The following is an 18,220-nucleotide window of genomic DNA, read 5'->3' on the forward strand; positions in this document are numbered from 1 at the left end:
GTTCAGGGTTCAGGTTCAGGGTTCAGGATTCAGAGGTTTCGGAACCAAGCACCAAGCACTAAGGACAAGGCACTTTTTCCAAGGATATGTTCAAACGAATTCGACACATTCACTTTGTAGGCATTGGGGGAATCGGCATGAGTGGCATCGCTGAAGTGCTGCTCAACCTTGGCTATAAAGTATCCGGCTCTGATTTGAAATTGACTGGGGTCACCCAGCATCTGGCAGAACTAGGGGCCATTGTCTATGAAGGTCATTCGGCGCAAAGCGTGACAGGTGCTGACGTGGTCGTTATTTCAGCAGCCGTAAAACCCAATAACCCGGAAGTGGTTGAAGCCCTGCACCAGCAAATTCCAGTGATTCCCCGGGCTGAAATGCTGGCTGAGTTGATGCGTCTGAAATATGGGATTGCGATTGCTGGGGCACATGGAAAAACCTCAACCACGTCAATGATTGCACATATTCTGCACCGGGCAGACTATGACCCAACCGTGGTGATTGGTGGGAAACTTGGCACGCTGGGCAGCAATGCCCGACTTGGGCATGGCGAGTTTATTGTGGTCGAAGCTGACGAAAGCGACGGCTCATTTTTGAAGCTTTCGCCCACCATCGCCGTGGTGACCAATATTGATCGCGAACACATGGACTATTACAAGAGCCTGGATGAAATCTGTGAATACTTTGCGGCCTTCGTCAACCGGGTGCCCTTTTATGGCAGCGTGGTGGTGTGCCTGGATGATTCAAACGTGCAATCAATCATCCCCAAAATCAAGCGCCGGACACTAACCTATGGCTTCTCGGCACAGGCTGACGTTACGGCCTGGAATGTGAAACTCACCGAGCTGTTTGGGTCTTCGTTTACCGTTCGGTTCCGTGGTCAGGAATTGGGGAAAATCGAGCTTCAAGTACCAGGAACACATAGTGTTTACAATGCTTTGGCTGCAATCTGCACCTGCCTTGATCTGGAAGTCCCTTTTGACAAGATTGCCAGTGCTCTGAGTAATTTCCGCGGCGCCGACCGTCGTTTTCAAATCAAAGGTGAGAAAAAAGAGGTGGTGGTGGTGGATGACTATGGGCATCACCCAATGGAAATCCGCACCGTACTGGCAGCGGCTAAAACCAGTCTCCGTCGCACCGTGGTGCTCTTTCAACCACATCGGTATTCACGCACCAAACACCTGTTTGAAGATTTTGCCAAGGCATTTTATGAAGCAGATGTGGTATGCCTGACGGATGTCTATCCGGCTGGCGAAGAACCAATTCCTGGTGTCAATTCTGAAACCCTGTCCCATGCCATTGAACGCTTTGGCCACCGGCAGGTGTCATATATTGGCAGCCTTGACCGGGCGGCCCCGGCTCTGAAAGCCCTTGTGAAACCAGGAGATCTGGTTTTGACCCTTGGCGCGGGCAATGTCTGGCAGGCAGGCGAGGAACTGCTACACCTGCTGGAGCGGTAGTTTTCAACTGACTTTTTTGAGAGTGTGAATGCAGGCAACAGGAACGACGAACAGGCTTATGGATGACCGGGAACGCGGAGCGCGCATTGATCAAATTTGCTCTGACCTGGGTGTGAATGTGCGGCGCAAACAAAAAATGGCGCATTTCACATCGCTCCGGGTCGGCGGTGAAATTGATGCAATTGCCTATCCGGAAAACCGCTCTCAGGCAGCACAACTGGTTCATGCGCTTAATCAAGCCGGGATTCCCTGGAGTCCACTTGGCTATGGCACGAACCTCCTGGTTAAAGATGGACAGATTCGGCGCGTGGCGGTGAGCTTGCGGGCCCTTGATGACTTACTGGTTTATGATGGCACGCGGGTGCATGTGCATGCCGGGTATAGCTTGCCGCGACTGGTCAATGGGTGTGCCGACCGTGGACTGGCGGGCATCCAGGGGTTGGCACCGATTCCAGGCAGTGTGGGGGGCGCCGTTAAAATGAACGCCGGCTCTCACGGCTACGAGATTGCTGATGTGATTGAAATCGTTGATGTTGCGCGCGAAGGTGAAGTACTCCGCCTCAAACGTGACGAGATTGACTTTCGGTATCGCTATTCGCCGTTCACACACCAGGATTTGATTTTAGGCACGATTCTCCAATTAAAACCGGGAAATCCGGCTGACATGAAGGAGGAAATCAAGCGCTATAAACAACACCGCTCCGCAACCCAACCGGTCCGCGAAAGCAGTGCCGGATGCATTTTCAAAAATCCAGGAAGTGGATTGACCACTGGGCGCATCATTGACGAACTTGGGATGAAAGGGGTTTTCCAGGGAGGCGCAACGATATCTACGCTGCATGCCAACTTTATTGTCACTGACGGCAAGGCCACGGCAGCCGATATCTTTGCTTTGATTGACCTGATCCGTGACCGGGTAACCACCGAGCACGGACTTGACCTTGAACTAGAGGTGGAAGTGTGGGACTAGCAGCACAACGCACTGGGAGAGACATTGAACAAGTGGTTTCACCCCGCCGGAAAACCCTCCAGACGGCGGCAACTGGTGAAGTGGCCGGCCCGTCCTGGCGAGAACGCTGGGAAAGTATTCGCCCATGGATTGGACGTAGCCTCTGGGCACTTGGGGCTCTGGCTCTGGTGTGGGGCACCTATCGCGTGATTCACTCCCCGGCTTTTACACTGGCACAAATTACAATTCAGGGTCAAAACCGACAATCCCAGCGTGATATTGAGCGTCTGGTCCGTCAGACGGTTCCGGGCAGCCTCCTGACGGCGTCATTGACCGAAGTCGAGCAAAATATCGAAAGCCTGCCGTGGGTGCATCATGCCCAAATCACCCGGATTCTTCCGAACCGGCTGCATATTCAGGTTGAGGAACGCAAGCCACTCCTTCTGGTTCAAGGTGACCAGGGGAATCTGGTGTGGATTGACGAAGAAGGCATTCCATTAGAAACCTATGCCCCAGACAAGGATCAAAATCCGCCCCCCATCGTGATCGGGCTCGTGGCTGGCAATACCGAGCAAAGCCTGAGGGAAAACCTTGACCGCATTGCGGTGTATAAAAAGCTGATCTGGTCGCTCGATAGTGGGACACCCCAATTTTCCTCCAAACTGGAAAGCATCAATTTGAGCCGTCTCGAAGATGTTGTGGTCCAACTCAGCGACAATCCGATTGTGATTCATCTAGGGCAGGAAGAATTTCGGGACCGGCTGGTCCGCGCCATGGAAGTCCTTGATATGGTTCAACGTCGTGACGCCCAGGCCCTTGAGAAATATCAGATTCGGGATACCGGCTTTTTAAAGTACGCGGATCAAATCAACTCCATCACCGCCGTCAATTCGGCCCAAATTTCGCTTGGGTTCCGAACTGATGCAGGTGAACCAGCCGAAAAATCCGTCAAATCTGATGAAACCCGTCCCAAACCAACGGTTGAAGCTGCTGACAAACCAGCGGCGAGCCGCCCAGCCGCACGGGAAACGGTGAAACCAGCGAAAAAAGAATCAGTCAAACCAGCTTCGAAAGACACCAAAAAAGACACCAAAAAGGTGTCGTCACCGTCGTCAGTTGCGGCTGCCAGGTCTGCCAGGAAACCAGCGTCCAGCACGGCAGCCACCAATAGTAAGAAAGGGAACTAAGACGCTATGCCGAAACCCAATCATCCCCTGGTTGGACTCGATATTGGAAATACCCGAGTACGGGTGCTGATCGCCGCCTGGAATCCAGACAAAGATCGGCTCGACGTCCTCGGTGCGAGCAGTGTGGCTTCAAAGGGGGTTCGCAAAGGCGTAATTGTCAACATTGAATCAGCGGAGGAATGTATTCGTCAGGCCCTGACCGAAGCTGAGCACATGGCCGGCGTGGATGCCCATCAGGTTCATGTCGGGCTTTCTGGTGCCCACGTACGCGGCCACAATGGGCGTGGTGTGGTGGCGATTTCCCGCAAAAACCGGGAGATCACGGTCGCGGACATTCGGCGCGTCATTGACCAGGCCAGCGCCATCAACCTCCCGTCAGATCGGGAAATTGTTGAGGTTCTCCCTCAGGAATTTATCGTTGATGACCAGGATGGAATTGGTGACCCCCTCGGTATGTTGGGGATGCGGTTGGAAGTTATCGTACATATTGTGACTTCCCCGATTACCGCCAAGCAAAATATAGTGACAAGCGTAAACCGTTCGGGTATGATCGTTTCGGATCTCACACTTGAATCCCTAGCAGCAGCCGAGGCTACACTGAGCGAAGAAGAGCGCGAGTACGGTGTTGCTCTCATCGACATCGGTGGCGAAATCACCAGCCTGGCGATCTACCAGCGTGGAGCTGTTCGCCATACCTCAGTCATCCCGCTTGGCGGTACTCATTTCACCAATGACATTGCAGTTGGCCTCCGTGCACCGTTCCCGGAAGCAGAACGGATCAAACGCCATTTCGGCTGTTCTTTCGGCCCGTTGCTTGATACCTGTGAACGGGAAACTGTCCTTGAAGTGCTCAATGTCGGTGGACGGGTTTCCAAGACACTGTCCCGGCAGTTGCTGTGCGATATGCTTCAGCCTCGCGCAGAGGAGCTCTTTTGCCAGATCCAGGAAGAAATCCATCACAGCGGGTATGAACGCCAACTCTCAAGCGGGCTCGTCCTGACTGGGGGTGGCAGTTTGCTGGCTGGCGTTCCGGAAATAGCCGAACGAATCCTGGATGTTCCCGTCCGACTCGGATCACCACAGGGGTTCGATGGTATTGCGGATGATCTCATCAGCCCGGAATATGCAACGGTGGCTGGATTGGTTCTTCACGCTGCCCGTCAACAGGTACTGGGGCGAACCTCGTGGAATCAAAATGGCCTTCGCCGGCATAGTGCCCGGTTGAAAAACTGGTGGCTTGAACTCAAAAACCTGTTTTAACAACCCCTGTTTCGCCCCACTATCAAGAGGCCAACAGACATCGGAAGTAACCCTTTTTCAAAACAATCATACAACGCGGGGCACATCCCCCATCCAGGCAGATATTTTAAGAACAAGCAGGGGAACAAGGCTCCTGTGAGGAGGCACTAATTACATGGCAGCAGACAACAATCGCACGGATAATTCGCTGAAATTGGAATTCGTTGATATTCCTCCAACGAACGGGGCAAATATTAAAGTGGTTGGCGTTGGCGGCGGCGGAAGCAATGCGGTGAACCGCATGATCGAGTTCGGGATCGAAGGAATCAAATTTCTGGTCGTCAACACTGATCTCCAGGCCCTGCGCATGTCACATGCCCCGGTCAAACTCCAGGTTGGGGCCAAACTTACCAAAGGGCTTGGAGCTGGGGCCAATCCCGAAATTGGTCGTCAGGCGGCATTGGAAGACACGGACAAAATCATTGAAGCCCTCGAAGGTGCCGACATGGTGTTTATTACCAGCGGCATGGGCGGTGGTACCGGCACGGGGGCGGCTCCCATCGTGGCCGGGTTGGCCAGTGAACTTGGGGCCCTGACGGTTGCGGTAGTCACCAAGCCATTTAGTTTTGAAGGTCGCAAACGGATGCTTCAGGCTGAACGTGGACTGGCAGAACTCAAAGAATGTGTTGACACCGTCATCACAATCCCCAATGAACGCCTGCTCCATACGGTAGACCGCAACACATCGCTGGCCGAAGCCTTTCGAACGGCGGATGATGTGCTGCGACAGGCAGTCCAGGGTATCTCAGACCTGATTACGGTGCCTGGATTGATCAATCTCGATTTCGCTGATGTCAAAACCATTATGAGCGGCATGGGGATTGCCTTGATGGGGACCGGCCAGGCTCGGGGTGAAACCCGTGCCCTCGAAGCCACGCAACGAGCCATTGCCAGCCCGTTGCTCGAAGAAGCGTCAATCGAAGGTGCTCGCGGCGTACTCGTCAATATCACAGGTGGCAAGGATCTTACCCTGTTTGAAGTCAATGAAGCCTCATCCATCATCCGCGAAGCCGCCCACGAAGATGCCAATATCATCTTTGGCGCGGTGCTCGATGAACGGATGCAGGATGAAATGAAGATCACTGTCATTGCAACCGGCTTTGAACAGGCGGCAGCGGCGCTCCAGCAGGATCCACTGGCTGGCCTCAATCGCAATGTCGCGGGCCTGCGTTCAGGCGGACTGGGTTCGTCAATGCCGCGGTCTGGTGAAGGTGGAGGCATCTCACGCGATGACCTTGATATCCCGGCTTTTATGCGGAAAAAAGCTGATTAGGATTTCACGTCTTCAATCAGTCTGATTGCCCCTCACAATATTTTGCAGTTCACAACCCCGGCTGAATAACGCATGGTTATTCCCGGGGTCGTTTTTTTGAAATCGGGAATCAAGAATGAAGAAAAATCGGGTTCCGGATTCGAAAAAATTATCGGCTCAACTCCAGGCCCGACTTCTTCAGCCCGTCTTCTAATGGTACCCAACAGAACAGGCAGGCATGCTCCAACCTGATACGATATCACCTGACCAATCTCCAAATTTCAGAACAATCGGACAGATAAACCCATCAGACATCATTAGAATTTCTTAATTTTGCAAGGCTTTTCTTTTTTAAAATCGTGTAATATTGACTTTACAATAAATTTACTTCCTTATCATTTCCTTTTTTTCTTTTTAGAATCAGCAGCTTACCTATTTAAATAACATTTTTATTTAAAAAATAAAAAATTAACTTATTGACAGGCAAACGACCGTTCACCTATATTCGCGGGGTGACTGATCTTAACTCAAACCTACTCAAAGAAAAGCGGTGTGAAATCATCAACCTGCTCAAAACACGCGGGGCGATGACCGTTGATGCTCTGGCTGCCGAACTCCACCTGACCAAGGTGAGTATTCGGCGTCACCTGGAGCTATTGGAGAAAGACGAACTGGTCATCTACCGGACAGAGTGGCAGGAACGCGGGCGTCCACACCACCTCTATTCACTCTCTGAAAAGGGCGAAAACCTGTTTCCGAAAACCTATGATGTGCTGGCCAAAGATTTACTCTCCGCCACACAACGGTGTTTTGGAGAACGGGGTGTTCTCAAAGTCCTCAGCACCCGGGCCGAGGATATGGTGGCGGCAATTTTGCCTCAACTTGAAGGATTGATGTTTGAAGCACGGGTTGAAAAGCTGGCCAAAATCCTTTTGGAACGAGGCTATCTCGCTGAGTGTCAGCCACTTCCAGATGGTTCATATCTGCTGGTTGAACGCAATTGTCCAACCATTAGTATCGCCTATGAATTTTCGCAAATTTGCCACCAGGAAAAACGGCTCTATGCTGAGCTTCTTGGGTGTGAGGTCATTCGCGAGCAACGCATTGCCGGGGGTGATCAGGTATGCGCGTATCGCATTCTGAAACCCCATTCATCTCAATCAACACTGGAGACTGAATCTTCGTTGGGCGCCTCGGCACTCAATGGATTCAAGCAATCATCGTGAGTTTTTGGAAAACCGATAAAGTCAACGAACAACAGGTACTGGAAGCCTTACGGGCGGTCAAAGATCCGGATCTGCATCGCGATGTGGTGAGTCTCAACATGATTCGCGATATCAAGATCCAGGGAACTGAAATCGCGTTCCGGTTTGTGCTCACAACACCTGCCTGTCCCGTCAAAGAAAAACTGGAAGATGAAGCCAGGAAAGCAGTTTTGTCCATTCCTGGAGTCACCAAGGTCGAAATCAAAATGGATTCTGAAGTTCCCAAAGGACGAGGAATCCCTGAAAAAGAAGCCATCCACGGCGTGCGCAATATCATTGCCGTCAGTTCCGGCAAGGGTGGTGTTGGCAAATCAACGGTTGCCGTCAATTTGGCGGTTGCCCTTGGTCGCACAGGTGCCCGGGTTGGGTTGCTTGATACTGATATTTACGGCCCTAACGTGCCAATCATGTTGGGTGTCAATGATGAACCCACGATTGTTGGCCGCCGCATTTTGCCCCGCGAAGCTCACGGAATTCGGTTTATGTCGATTGGATTAATCAATCGCGGAGACCGGCCAGTCATTATGCGTGGTCCAATGTTGCACGGCGTCGTGCAACAATTTCTCCGGGAAGTTGAATGGGGAGAACTGGATTATCTGATCGTTGACATGCCGCCCGGAACCGGTGATGTCCAGTTGAGCCTGGCCCAGTTGGTGCCCGTTTCAGGCGCGGTACTGGTTACCACTCCCCAGGAAGTAGCCCTGGCTGATGTTCGCAAGGCATTCAATATGTTTCGCCAGGTCGGGATTCCGGTTTTTGGAATTGTTGAAAACATGAGCTATTTTGTCTGCCCACACTCCTCCGAACCGATTTTTATCTTTGGACAGGGTGGCGGTTCCAAAATGGCGAAGGATTTTGACAGTACTTTTTTGGGTGAAGTGCCCCTGAGCATAAACGTTCGTCAGGGCGGTGACGTAGGGGTACCTGTAGTTATAGGCGAACCTGAGAGTATTCAGGCTCAAGCATTTTTCAAAATCGCCGAGGCGCTCGCAGCTCAAGTGAGCATCGCCGCAATCGAAGCGCCCAAGCTGCCTACACTTAATATTGGAGGGTAATCATGGTGCAAGTTGCCATTACGGAAGATAATCGTTTTTCCACATTTGTGAAAAGTAAAAAATCAGAAGCCTATCGTGATCTGGAAATGTGGCAGGAATGGTTTGCAGCCCGTGGAATTCCATCTGTCATTGCCAGTACGTCAAGCGGTTATGCTTTATATCGGGAAGGCTTGATTGAAGTTGATATCCACGACGATAGGCCAGCCAGCGCAGTTGCGGCCTAGTCCTTCGGAACCCTATCTCACCGGGTGCGGCGTTTTTCCTGTCGTCCAGGCCACCAGGTCTATCGTTTCGGTGAAAAGTAACTGGCTCCCTTTGAAGAAATATCAATCCGCACGAGGCATCCCGATGTACTGGTTTCATCAGGATGCCTCGACTTGCTTATATGGGGCTGAAAAAACAGCGGGCTGAAGACGACGGGCTTGGGGCTGAAGACATTGGGCTTGGGGCTGAAGACGACGGGCTGGAGACGGCGCGAGATTGAGGTTGGGTTTACCCGCTTTCTTCAGCCCTCAGCCCGTTTTCTTCAGCTCTGAGCTTGCGAATCTTCAGCCCTTTTCTCACACTATGACTTTTGTTTTTCCACAAATTTGGGCTCATCGAGGGGCGCGTTCCCAGGCGCCGGAAAATACACTGGCTGCGTTTCGTCGGGCCTTTGAACTTGGCGCCGATGGTGTGGAACTGGATGTCATGTGCTGCGGAACGGGCGAACTGGTCGTCTTTCACGATTATGAAGTGTCACGACTCACCAATGGCAAAGGCAAAACCGGTGAACTTTCTCTCCATGCCCTGAAGTCTCTGGATGTCGGCAGCCATTTTAGCCCGCAATTTGCCGGTGAACCCCCACCTACCCTGCCTGAAGTTCTGGATGCACTTCCCCCAACCGCATCAATCAACATTGAGATCAAAAATGAAGCCATTCGAAGTGCCGGCGAGGAAGAGCTTGTTGCGAGGTTAATTTGCCAGTACAAACTCACTGACCGTGCGATTGTCTCATCATTCAACCCGTTTGTTCTGCGACGAATACGCAAACTTGACCCACACATTCGGATTGGGTACCTCCACGAAGCCCACCCACGGCTCTATCTCCGCCCCAAAGCCGTTTCAACCTGGCTCCGGCCCAATGCACTTCACCCAGAATTTACAGTCGTAACTTCGGAAATGATTCGACAGGCACACCAGCGTGGAGTTGCAGTTCATGCCTGGACGGTCAACGAGGTTGATGTCATGCGCCGGTTGATTGAGTGGGGCGTGGATGCGTTGATTACTGATTTTCCGGAACGCGCCCTGAAACTTAAAGCTGAATACCTGGCCGGAAAGTGAGTAACCTCTTTCCCAGAACGCTTGTTCGCTGATCTCTCATCACCCTTCGACTGCCTGCTCACAACATGGCAATCTACCGCCTGGTTACAATCTCACACTTCAAAGGCACCAATGTGGCTCGTATCACTTTCCTTTTGGAGAATCCCCCTGCTCGTGATACAAAGATCAGTTTTTCTCCGTTGACTTAATTGAAAGAAAGGAATCTTAGAAACATCGTATGATTTCACCTCATGGAGGTCGCCTCATTCACAGAGTTGCTACACCCGAAGTTCGTGCCGAACTACTTGACCGGGCAGCTTCCCTTCCTCGCTTGATCCTTGGTTCACGTGAAATTTCAGATTTGGAAATGATTGCTGATGGTGCATTTTCACCGCTCGAAGGTTTTATGAACCGGGCTGATTATGAAAGTGTCCGCGATCATATGCACCTGGCGTCTGGGCTTCCGTGGTCAATTCCGATTACCCTTTCAGCCACCACTGAACAAGCCGCGCAGTTTACCGAAGGTCAGGAAATCGCCCTGTACAACGGCGATGACGAGCTGCTGGCAGTGATGAACCTGGAAGAAAAATCTCCCTATACCCAGGCAGATAAAGAACAAGAAGCCGAAAAAGTCTATCGTACGACTGAGGCCGCCCATCCAGGTGTCAAGGCGGTCTATGATATGGGAGACGTGCTGCTGGCCGGACCAATTACGCTGGTCAATCACCTGACTGGACTTCCTTTTACGGATCATCGGCGGACACCAGCTCAAACTCGGGCCGCGTTTGCCGAACGCGGTTGGGAACGGGTGGTTGGATTCCAAACGCGTAATCCAGTCCACCGGGCTCACGAATACATTCAAAAAGTTGCACTCGAAATTGTTGATGGCCTGATGCTCCACCCACTGGTTGGGGACACCAAATCCGATGATATCCCGGCGGATGTCCGCATGAAGTGCTATCAGGTATTGCTCGACAATTACTACCCACAAAACCGGGTGCTGCTGTCTGTCTTTCCAGCCGCCATGCGCTACGCTGGGCCACGCGAAGCAATTTTTCATGCCATTGTCCGCAAAAATTATGGATGCACCCATTTTATTGTGGGTCGTGACCATGCCGGCGTGGGCAATTATTACGGCACGTATGACGCCCAATTGATCTTTAAGGAATTTGATGCGCGCGCGCTGGATATCACCCCGCTTTTCTTTGAACACACTGTCTTTTGCCGCAAATGTGGCAGCATGGTTTCCCCAAAAACCTGCCCACACGGAAACGAACAGCACGTGTTTCTGTCAGGGACCAAAGTTCGCGAAATGCTCCAGCGAGGTGAAATTCCGCCGGTTGAATTCACTCGCCCTGAAGTTGCCGAAATCCTGATTGAGTCAATGCGAGTTGCCAGCGCCGCAGTCTAGTGTTTCGTGCCTGGTGCTTCGTACCTGGTACCTGGTGATTCGTATCTGGTGACTGGTGACTGGTACCTGGTACTTGGAAGATAGTGATTCCCAAGCACTAAGTACCAGGCATCAGTCACCTCATCCGCTCCTACGTTCTATTCACCCTATGAAAAAGTACTTCGGAACCGATGGTATTCGCTGTGTGGCCGGTGAATTTCCATTGCAGCCACGCGCCCTGAATGTTTTGGGCGCCGCCCTGGTGACAGAGTTTTCTCACCGACTTGGCCGGCAGCCATCCTTTGTAATTGGCGGTGATACCCGAGAGTCCACATCCTGGATTGCCGGTGCCCTGGGTTGGGGAATTCGGTCAGCAGGTGGAAAGCTGGTCTCAGCCGGGGTTATTCCAACGCCAGGCGTGGCGTATTTGACTTCCGTCATGAAGTTTGACGCCGGTGTGGTGATCTCGGCTTCCCACAATCCCTTTCAAGACAATGGGATTAAGATTTTCCTCCCAAGTGGCCAAAAACAAGATCACGCCCTGGAAACCGCTCTGGAGCTGGCACTGGAATCGCCTGCCCAGATGGCGGCTGATCAGACTGATCGCGGAGAATCACTTGACCTTCGAACCGATGACAACCTTTCGGCACGCTACCTTGAGTTTCTCTGTTCTGAAATTGGAAGAGAACTGTCACTCTCAAAATTGAAACTGGCCGTGGATTGTGCCAACGGAGCCGCCAGTTATTATGCCCGGGTGGTCCTCGAAAGTCTCGGGGCTCAAGTTTATACCATTGGAGCGAACCCTGACGGGGAAAACATCAATTTGAATTGTGGATCACTTCATCTGGAGAACCTCCAGGCGCTGGTTCAAGAAATTGGGGCGGACTTAGGAATTGCCTTTGATGGTGATGCTGACCGCTGCCTGTTTGTTGATCACAAAGGCAATCTGGTGGATGGCGATGCCACACTGTTTCTGATGGCAAAATGGCTGGATGAACAGGAAAAACTCGCTCCACGGCAGGTCGTTGCCACAGTTATGAGCAACCTTGGCCTGGAACTGGCACTCCGGGACCGCCACGTTGAACTGATTCGGGCCAACGTTGGCGACAAATATGTGCTTGAAGAACTCCTGCGGACAGGTGCTCTGATTGGTGGTGAACAATCAGGCCATATTATTTTTCCCTACATTGGTCTGGCTGGCGATGGAATGGTCACCGCGCTTCAAATTCTCAGGGTTGTGGCCGAAAAACAACAATCACTGGCTGAGCTAACCCAGGAATTAACCACGTGCCCGCAAATCCTGATCAACGTTCGTGTCCGTGAAAAAATTCCATTTGCCCAGGTTCCAGCCATTGCCGAGGTGGCACACCAGATTGAAAATCACTTTGCTGGTCGCGGAAGGCTCCTTCTTCGATATTCTGGAACTGAAAAACTCGCTCGCGTTATGGTCGAAGGTGAAAACCTTGAGGATGTCACAACCCAGGCCCAAATCCTGGCGGCCATCATTCAAAAGGAACTGGGACAAAACGAATGTGATTAGTGGTTAGCGGCTAGTGATTAGTGGTTCGTTCTTGATTCTTCCTCGAAAGTATTGATTTCTAACCACTAACCACTAACCACTAACCACTAACCACTAGATAGTTTCTTCATTCTTCATTCTTCCAATGGATCAACTCGAACTTCCCTTTTTTGAAAGAGATACACTAACGGTTGCCCGTGATCTGCTCGGGTGTCGGTTGGTACGTGGACGGTTGGAAGGAATGATTGTCGAAACTGAAGCCTACACGACAGATGCCGCCTCACACGGCCTGTTACCCGGCGAACGCAGCCGGTTGATGAAAGAGACGACAGGCCGGGTCTATGTGTACCTGATTTATGGGATGTACCATTGCCTGAATTTCACAGCAGATACCACCGGCCCGGGGGCAGTGCTCATTCGAGCGATTGAACCTCAAAAAGGATTTGAGTCACAGTCACCGGCACATCACTGGCATAAACTCGCCAATGGTCCAGGAAAGCTATGTCGTTTGTTTGGGATAGATCTGAGTTATAACGGCAGTCTGGTCGGCGATAAAATTCAGCTTCTCAAACCAGAAACTGAAGTTGAGGTTGCCACTTCTCCCCGAATTGGAATTACCAAAGCAGTGGAACTTCCCTGGCGCTTTTATATTCCCGGAAACAAGGCCGTCAGTCGGTTTAAAACCCCTCCGCCCACCGTTCTTCAATCATCCGAGATCTGAGAGTGATTGATCAGGCTCAACAAACTCAGAGCTACCCTCTTCGACCAAAACATCTGGCTCAATCGGGCTTGGTTTAAACAAAACCGCCAGAAACGGTGGAGCAATGAGCGTCGTGGCAACCGCCATAAATATGACAACGGCATACAGAGCCGGGGTTAATACCTGACTTTTCAAGCCAATTTGAGCCACAATAATACCCACCTCTCCGCGCGGAACCATCCCCATTCCAACTTGCAGGGCCGTTCGTTTCCCCATTGGCAACGCCACCAATCCGCAGGCAATTAACTTGGTTACCACGGCAATGAAGGTTGTGACCACAGCCAGGGTGATCACCTGAGTATCTTTAAAAACGCTCAGGTCAAGCTGAAGCCCGATGCTGACAAGAAAGAATGGAACCGAGAACTCCATGACGGAACTGGCCTGAGCGTGCAATTTGGTATGTTCGGTGGATTCACCCAGCGCCATTCCCGCCAGGAAAGCACCAATCAACGCCGCGACGCCAACCAGCGTGCCCAACCACGACAACCCAAGACACAATAAAATTCCAACAATGAAATAGGCTTCATTTACTTTCAGGTTTTCGATTTGTGGTTGTGCCCGTTTGACCAGGCGCGTCCCCACCACCATCACAAACACAGTAAATCCAATTGAAAGCCCCACCGTCACCCCAAGTTCAGCATAGTTAATTCCGCCCCGTGCCAGACTGCTGACAATACTCAAGACAATCAACCCCAAAATATCGTCAATTACTGCGGCCCCAAGGATAATCTGGCTGGCTTGAGTGTTGAGAACGTGCATCGTGCCCAGCACCCGGGCCGTAATCCCAACGCTGGTGGCCACCAACGCCGCTCCCATAAAAATACTTTGATACGATGTTGCCTGCCACAGACGAAAAGTCGCCCATCCGGCGATGAATGGCACGACAACACCCGAAACTGCCACCAGCAGGGCTCGACCTCCCACTTTCAAAAGGGCGCTGGAGTTAATTTCCAACCCAACCATGAACAGAAGCAGCATGACACCAATTTCAGAGAGTGCCTGCGTGACCTGGGAGGGAGCCACCAGTTTGAGCATACTTGGGCCAATGACAACCCCAGCCAGAATCTCGCCCACAACGGCTGGCTGTTTGAACCGTTCAAACACTTCAGCCGCAATTTTGGCGGCGGCAAAAATGATAAACAGTTCAAATAAAACCTGATCGCCGCCGGCTCCAGTGAAACTCGCTGGAAGAAAGATCGGTGACATCAGCATGGAATCTTTCCTGATACACAGCATTGGAAAATACAAAAGGTACAAAAAGAAGAAGAAACATCACTTCTCGTTGTACCTTTTGATGAAAATCAGTTATTTCAAAACCGCCACGCCAGGAAGCTCCAGTCCAGATAAGAACTCCAGGCTCGCACCACCTCCGGTTGAAACGTGGGAGACTTTATCAGCCAACCCGGCTTGATTGATCGCCGCTACGCTGTCACCGCCTCCAATAATTGTAGTGCCGTCACAGGCAGCCACGGCTTTGGCAACCGCCATGGTGCCTTCGGCATAGAGCGGGTTTTCAAAGATGCCCATTGGGCCATTCCAGACAATGGTTTTGGCCTTTGCAATTTCCTCGGTGTAGGCCGCAACTGTCGCCGGCCCAATGTCATACCCAGCCAGATCAGCCGGAGTTTCAGAAACGGATACTGTTTTCGGGGCCAGGTCTGGACGGCTCAAATCAGCCACCAGATGATCGGTGGGGATCAGGAATTTGACCCCGCGTTCTTTGGCTTTTTGTTCAAGTTCGCGAGCCAGATTAAGTTTGTCATCTTCAACCAGTGATTTTCCAATCTCCAGGCCACGGGCTTTTAAGAAGGTGTAGGACATTGCCCCACCAATCAACATGACATTCGCCGTTTTCAACAAATTGTCAATGACCTCAATTTTATCGGAAACTTTGGCACCACCCAGAATCGCCACAAAAGGATGTTCTGGGTCATGGAGGGCTTTCCCTAAATAGGTCAGTTCTTTTTCCATCAACAGGCCGGCGGCTTTGTCGGTCAAAAATTCAGTAATCCCAGCCGTCGAAGCATGCGCCCGGTGTGCGGTCCCAAATGCGTCATTGACATAGACATCAGCTAATTCAGCCAGTGATCGGGCAAAATCAGGGTTATTTTTCTCTTCTTCTTTGTAAAAACGGAGGTTTTCAAGCAGGAGAACTTCACCTGGTTGGAGGGCTTCAGCTTTTGCTTTTGCCTCTTCGCCAATACAATCAGCCGCAAAAGCAACTGGAATCCCAAGCAATTGTGAAAGTGGTTCAAGAACCGGCTGCAAACTGTATTTTGGTTGAGGCGACCCTTTAGGACGGCCCAAATGGGAGGCCAGGATGACTCGCCCGCCCTTTTCGCGCGCCAGTTGGATGGTCGGAATTGCAGCCCGAATGCGAGTGTCGTCAGCGACTTTCCCCTCAGCGTTGATCGGGACATTAAAATCAACTCGCATAAACACTCGTTTTCCCTGGAGATCAAGGTCTCGAATTGAAAGACTCATATGTTTTGCACCTTTTTTCAGAGATGGATTGAAATGAAGGATGTGATGAAGTATGAAAGAGGCGTTCCAGGAGTATCACAAATGCCCGTACCTGCCAAGTCAATTTCTACTAGCAATTCCCCAAATACAATGGAGCAGACCTTCCCTACTTCCTGTCTATCCACTTCACGACCGCCGGCTCTCTTTGGCTCCGTGCGGGTTGATAACGTCACTCAGTCTGAAACCCTTGATCTGATTGAATCTTTGATTAGATCAGGAGGACATCATCGAATGGTAGTGGTCAATGCTTCGAAACTGGTTCTGGCTGAAAAAGATCTACTGTTGCGTGAAATTCTGGTCACCTCCGATATCATCACGGCTGATGGAATGTCGGTTGTCTGGGCCTCGCGATGCTCACGGAATTTTGGCGCCGGACTTGTCGAGCGAGTTACTGGAATTGACACCATGACTGAGCTTTCTCAGCGGGCAGCTCAAAAAGGATACCGGGTGTTTTTACTTGGCGCGGCCCCTGGCGTGGCCCAGGCAGCCGCTCACCAACTGCAGTGTGTCTATCCAGGGTTGCGCGTCGTTGGCTGCCACGATGGATATTTTCCTGACTCAGAGTCAATTCGTGTGGCCTCAATGATTCAGGAATCTCGCCCTGACATTTTATTTGTTGCCATGGGATCACCCAAACAGGAGCACTGGCTGGCAACCTATGGAGCACAAACCGGTGCGGCGTTTTGTATTGGGGTGGGGGGTAGCTTTGATCATATCGCGGGGCGAGTTCGGCGTGCTCCACGGTGGATGCAGAAGGTCGGGTTGGAATGGCTGTTTCGGTTTGCTCAGGAGCCACGCCGTCTCTGGCGCAGATACCTCATTGGAAATGCTGAATTTGTGTCGTTTCTTCTTCGATTAAGACAAACTTCTCGATCAACTTCTTCCAAATTGTGATCCAGAATAATCAAACATCCCTATCAAAACAAAAATCCCACAGAAGGTATCTGCGGGATTTTTGTTTTGGTTAAATGTTCAATTTGAAGTCGTGTCGGCTACTGCTTTTTTCCATCTGATTTCGGTTTATCAGGAGCTGGCTTAACCGAAATATTGGGTGGAGGTAATTCTGGGTTCCCGGTTTTTGGAGTGGTCTCTAAGTTCAATTGTGACTTTTGGGTGATCCCCATATCGGGCAACTGAGCATTTTTTTCAAAGAGCACATAGTTAACCTCTGTCACTTTATTCTCAGTCGTCACCTGTATACTGATTGTAACTTCACCTTTACTGAAAAATTGATTCATGTACGGATGGGCACCTTCTGTGATGCTCATATCACCTTTCAAAGTCCACCCTTGCTCATTCATTATTTTCTGATAGTAGTCCCTCACTTGTGGAAACGAGTCTTTTGTTTCATACCGATGGTGAACCGTCCCACTGGTGTTCAAGAACCGCTCCATTGGTTTTAGATTAGGATAAATTGGTACTGAGCTTGGAAGGTCTGGTAATCCTTTGGTTGAAGTATTTGTGGACGGATCAACTGGCACCTCAGGTGCTTTGGCTTGAACACCATCGCCTGTCTGTGTATAGACCAGAATTGCTACTCCAGTTTCTTTGCCTCGATTGAGCAGTTGAAACCCAACTTTTTGCGCCCCTTTCCGCCAGATTTGCATTGATGGAGATTTAGGGGGATCCATCACCCATCCCTTTTCTTTAAATTTTTCTTGATAAAACTTCAGGACTTCTTCATTGGGGAGCGCAACGTTCAAGTCATAGCGATCACCGGTTGCCGAGTTTGAAACTTTTGATTTTACGATTGCCTGTGGGTGATAGGGGATATCAACTGGCCATTCGGGTGGTGCGTTTGGATCTAAAGCAGTGAGACCGGATGGGCCTCCACTACGATTATCACTCCAGTATTTGATTCCAATGGCGGTGGCTCCAAGCAATACAATAACGAGGATTCCAATAAATGTTGCCTTTGACTTCATGGTCGAACGATCTTCCTTTTTCTTACTTTGAGTATTTTCTACTCTCCTGTTGAGGTAAAGCTATTTAGAGGCAGACGCATTTTTTTCTCAATCCGAATTGCCAGATTCCATAGCTATCAACAGATTTTTTGCCGGGTAAGGTTTCAAGCTAAGAATTATCAGCCAGTTGTATTGATAGTACCCTGAGCTGAGTATTCGTAAAAAAAGCGGGTGGGTTATGAAACCCACCCGCCGTGGAAGCAGGCCGAAGCACTGCCTCTCAGAGACTATTCAGCATCGGCGAGGTTCAGCGTGTAGGCCGCTGACTTGACACCATTGATGCCAATCACTTCGAGGG

15 protein-coding genes and 1 pseudogene are annotated in these 18,220 nt (G+C 51.0%); 13 read left to right on the plus strand and 3 right to left on the minus strand.

Annotation, left to right across the window (positions count from 1 at the left end; translation table 11 throughout):
* Nucleotides 1-86 precede the first annotated feature (86 nt).
* The 12 genes and pseudogenes from HY774_21365 to HY774_21420 all read left to right on the plus strand — a co-directional run bounded on the left by HY774_21365 (nt 87) and on the right by HY774_21420 (nt 13,396).
* On the plus strand, nt 87-1,457 hold the full coding sequence (locus HY774_21365) for a UDP-N-acetylmuramate--L-alanine ligase (protein MBI4751038.1): 1,371 nt from the start codon (nt 87-89) through the stop codon (nt 1,455-1,457).
* Between the two features lie 28 nt (nt 1,458-1,485).
* Complete coding sequence (murB, locus tag HY774_21370) at nt 1,486-2,427, plus strand: UDP-N-acetylmuramate dehydrogenase (protein ID MBI4751039.1); 942 nt, start codon at nt 1,486-1,488, stop codon at nt 2,425-2,427.
* Nucleotides 2,418-3,593, plus strand: a complete 1,176-nt coding sequence (locus tag HY774_21375) for an FtsQ-type POTRA domain-containing protein (protein MBI4751040.1) — start codon at nt 2,418-2,420, stop codon at nt 3,591-3,593. Before murB ends, HY774_21375 begins: the two co-directional genes overlap by 10 nt.
* 6 nt (nt 3,594-3,599) lie before the next feature.
* Nucleotides 3,600-4,853 (plus strand): cell division protein FtsA, encoded by a 1,254-nt coding sequence (gene ftsA / locus HY774_21380; GenBank protein MBI4751041.1) that lies wholly within the window; start codon nt 3,600-3,602, stop codon nt 4,851-4,853.
* Nucleotides 4,854-5,007: 154 nt separating this feature from the next.
* The gene (ftsZ, locus tag HY774_21385) at nt 5,008-6,165 is read left to right on the plus strand and encodes a cell division protein FtsZ (protein MBI4751042.1); all 1,158 of its coding nucleotides are present in this window, start codon (nt 5,008-5,010) and stop codon (nt 6,163-6,165) included.
* 455 nt (nt 6,166-6,620) lie between these two features.
* A complete protein-coding gene (locus HY774_21390) occupies nt 6,621-7,370 on the plus strand; it encodes an ArsR family transcriptional regulator (protein ID MBI4751043.1) in 750 nt (249 codons plus the stop codon).
* A gap of 35 nt (nt 7,371-7,405) precedes the next feature.
* Nucleotides 7,406-8,464 (plus strand): annotated as a pseudogene (locus HY774_21395) (Mrp/NBP35 family ATP-binding protein).
* A 2-nt stretch (nt 8,465-8,466) separates the two neighbouring features.
* Complete coding sequence (locus HY774_21400; protein MBI4751044.1) at nt 8,467-8,688, plus strand: hypothetical protein; 222 nt, start codon at nt 8,467-8,469, stop codon at nt 8,686-8,688.
* 343 nt (nt 8,689-9,031) lie between these two features.
* Complete coding sequence (locus tag HY774_21405; protein MBI4751045.1) at nt 9,032-9,787, plus strand: glycerophosphodiester phosphodiesterase; 756 nt, start codon at nt 9,032-9,034, stop codon at nt 9,785-9,787.
* Between the two features lie 217 nt (nt 9,788-10,004).
* A complete protein-coding gene (gene sat / locus HY774_21410; GenBank protein MBI4751046.1) occupies nt 10,005-11,177 on the plus strand; it encodes a sulfate adenylyltransferase in 1,173 nt (390 codons plus the stop codon).
* Nucleotides 11,178-11,325: 148 nt separating this feature from the next.
* On the plus strand, nt 11,326-12,696 hold the full coding sequence (gene glmM / locus HY774_21415) for a phosphoglucosamine mutase (protein ID MBI4751047.1): 1,371 nt from the start codon (nt 11,326-11,328) through the stop codon (nt 12,694-12,696).
* A 124-nt stretch (nt 12,697-12,820) separates the two neighbouring features.
* A complete protein-coding gene (locus HY774_21420) occupies nt 12,821-13,396 on the plus strand; it encodes a DNA-3-methyladenine glycosylase (protein MBI4751048.1) in 576 nt (191 codons plus the stop codon).
* Here the strand turns inward: HY774_21420 and HY774_21425 are convergent.
* Both HY774_21425 and HY774_21430 read right to left on the minus strand, forming a co-directional pair.
* Nucleotides 13,382-14,647 (minus strand): cation:proton antiporter, encoded by a 1,266-nt coding sequence (locus HY774_21425; GenBank protein ID MBI4751049.1) that lies wholly within the window; start codon nt 14,645-14,647, stop codon nt 13,382-13,384. The genes HY774_21420 and HY774_21425 overlap by 15 nt on opposite strands.
* A 93-nt stretch (nt 14,648-14,740) precedes the next feature.
* The gene (locus HY774_21430) at nt 14,741-15,919 is read right to left on the minus strand and encodes a phosphoglycerate kinase (protein ID MBI4751050.1); all 1,179 of its coding nucleotides are present in this window, start codon (nt 15,917-15,919) and stop codon (nt 14,741-14,743) included.
* A gap of 270 nt (nt 15,920-16,189) precedes the next feature.
* On the opposite strand from HY774_21430, the gene HY774_21435 reads away from it, so the two are divergent.
* Entirely contained in the window at nt 16,190-16,852 is a 663-nt protein-coding gene (locus HY774_21435; protein MBI4751051.1) for a WecB/TagA/CpsF family glycosyltransferase, read from the plus strand.
* A gap of 98 nt (nt 16,853-16,950) precedes the next feature.
* Here the strand turns inward: HY774_21435 and HY774_21440 are convergent, their stop codons facing one another.
* Nucleotides 16,951-17,883 (minus strand): hypothetical protein, encoded by a 933-nt coding sequence (locus HY774_21440; protein MBI4751052.1) that lies wholly within the window; start codon nt 17,881-17,883, stop codon nt 16,951-16,953.
* Nucleotides 17,884-18,220: the final 337 nt, after the last annotated feature.

This window comes from Acidobacteriota bacterium, assembly GCA_016208495.1.
Classification (GTDB): Bacteria; Acidobacteriota; Blastocatellia; order Chloracidobacteriales; family Chloracidobacteriaceae; genus JACQXX01.